Origin of the sequence: Rhodococcus sp. P14, from assembly GCF_000256505.1 — a bacterium.
Taxonomy (GTDB): Bacteria; Actinomycetota; Actinomycetes; order Mycobacteriales; family Mycobacteriaceae; genus Rhodococcus; species Rhodococcus ruber.
The window spans coordinates 1-1874 of record NZ_AJFC01000266.1 but is presented as its reverse complement, the minus strand read 5'-3'; the positions used below and the strand labels follow the sequence as shown (position 1 = coordinate 1874).

Below are 1874 nucleotides of genomic sequence, written 5' to 3'. Positions count from 1 at the left end.
GCCCCCCCCCCCGCCGATCCGGCCGTCCTCGGCGGCGGCTCCGGCATCGTCATGGACGGCCGGAACTACTGCACCCTCACCACGATCGGTCCCGATTCCGGGGGCCGGCTGGTCGGATTCACGGCGGGACACTGCGGAAACGCCGGTTCCACGGTTGCCTCGGAGGCGGATCCGGACGCCGGTGTGGTCGGCACGATCGCCTACACCGATGCGGACTTGGACTACGCGGTGATCGTGTTCGAGCCGGCGAAGGTGGTTCCCGTGAATCGGGTGGGAAACACGACGATCACGGGGATCGGGGGTCCGGCGCAGTTCCCGGACATCGTCTGCAAGCAGGGCCGCACCACGGGGCAGACCTGCGGGGTGGCCTACGGCGATGTGTTCGGTTCGGGGCAGACCTGGACGCAGACGTGCGTCGACCTCGGCGACTCGGGAGGCCCGGTGGTGGTCGGAACCACGCTCGTCGGCATGGTGAACGGCTATCTCACCGTTGCCTGCCTCGGTCCGGAGGTCGGCACGAGCATGACGGCCGTCGTCGGCGACGCCGATGCGCGGGGCGGGGCCGGGGCGGGGTTCCGTCCGATCTAGGGGGCGCAGGTCGTGACGGCGCCGTCGCCCGGGTGCGGGACGGACCGGCGGCCACGACCGCATCCGGGGGGAGAGGTCCCTCGGTCAGCCGATCTCGGCGAGGAAGCTCTCCAGGATCCCGGTGACCCGGGCCGGGTCCTCCAGCGTCGAACTGTGGCCCACCCCGTCGAGTTCCACCAGTCGCGAGCCCGGGATCAGCGCGTGCATCTCGCGGGCGAGACGCGGCGGCATCTCGACATCCAGTTGTCCCGCGACGATCAGCGTCGGCACGCTCACCGCGGGCAGCTCGTCCCGGATGTCGGGGCGGACCATCATGCCGAGCATCGTGTTCGCCAGTGACGACCGGTCGGCCATCGCCCACCGCCTGCGCCACACCTCACGCTCGGCCTCCCGGCCGGGGTCGGTGCGGAACGGTTCGCCGTAGAGTTCCTTCTCGATACCGCGCAGCACGAGGGCCGGCGACGGCCCGAGAAGCCGGGCCACGGCCGTGAGGGCAAGGTGCAGCGGGTACCTCACGGGCGGATGCGGCGTCGCGCCGGTGTTGAGCAGGGTCAGCGAGCGCAACAGGTCCGGTTCCCGCGCGCCGATGCGCATGCCGACGAAGCCCCCCATCGACAGCCCCACCAGATGCGCGGGTGCGAGGTCGAGCCGCCGGATCACGGTGAGCACGTCGGCGGTGAGCTGCTCGAGCTGGAATCCGGTCCGGGCGTGCCCGGATCGGCCCTGTCCCCGGAAGTCGAGGGTGAGGCAGCGGTACCGATCCCGCAGCGCCGCGATCTGCGCCTCGTACATTCGCCCGTCGAAGAAGAACCCGTGCAGGAACAGGATGGGCTCGCCCTCACCGCCGGTGTCCTCGCAGTACAGATCGACGTCCCGCACCCGCAGGTACGACCGTCGCGTATCCGGAATTCGAGGCATTGTCATGGCGCGCTCCGTATCGACCCGGGACGCGGGACCGTCTCGGAATGGGTCGAGGATCGTTCCGGGCGCCGCCCGTGTCAAGGGGCGTGGCGACGGCGCTGTCCGGTAGCGCATTGCCGAGATAGCATTGCCGATATGTCGACGTCGCCTCGTCGAACGTCGTTCCCGGGTGTGGACCGTCTCTCCGATAGGCGGCGAGCGCTGGTGGACGAGCTGGCGGCGGCCCGGCGACGGCAGGGACTGAGCCAGACCCTGGTCGCGGCCCGGATGGGCACCTCCCAGTCGGCGGTGGCCCGACTCGAGCGCGGCGATCTCGATCCGCGCCTGTCCACCCTCGAACGGTACGCGCAGGCGGTGGGACAGAC

General features: G+C 70.8%; 3 protein-coding genes. 2 read left to right on the top strand and 1 reads right to left on the bottom strand.

What is annotated here, in order from left to right:
• Positions 1–588: hypothetical protein (locus OEY_RS0118775; protein ID WP_010595359.1), on the top strand; the 588-nt coding region annotated here is incomplete at its 5' end.
• A gap of 84 nt (positions 589–672) precedes the next feature.
• On the opposite strand, the gene OEY_RS0118770 is transcribed toward OEY_RS0118775, so the two are convergent.
• Entirely contained in the window at positions 673–1512 is an 840-nt protein-coding gene (locus tag OEY_RS0118770; RefSeq protein ID WP_192811078.1) for an alpha/beta fold hydrolase, read from the bottom strand.
• 132 nt (positions 1513–1644) lie between these two features.
• On the opposite strand from OEY_RS0118770, the gene OEY_RS28680 reads away from it, so the two are divergent.
• Positions 1645–1874 (top strand): helix-turn-helix domain-containing protein (locus OEY_RS28680; protein WP_043805573.1); only part of this gene is annotated, 230 nt, incomplete at its 3' end.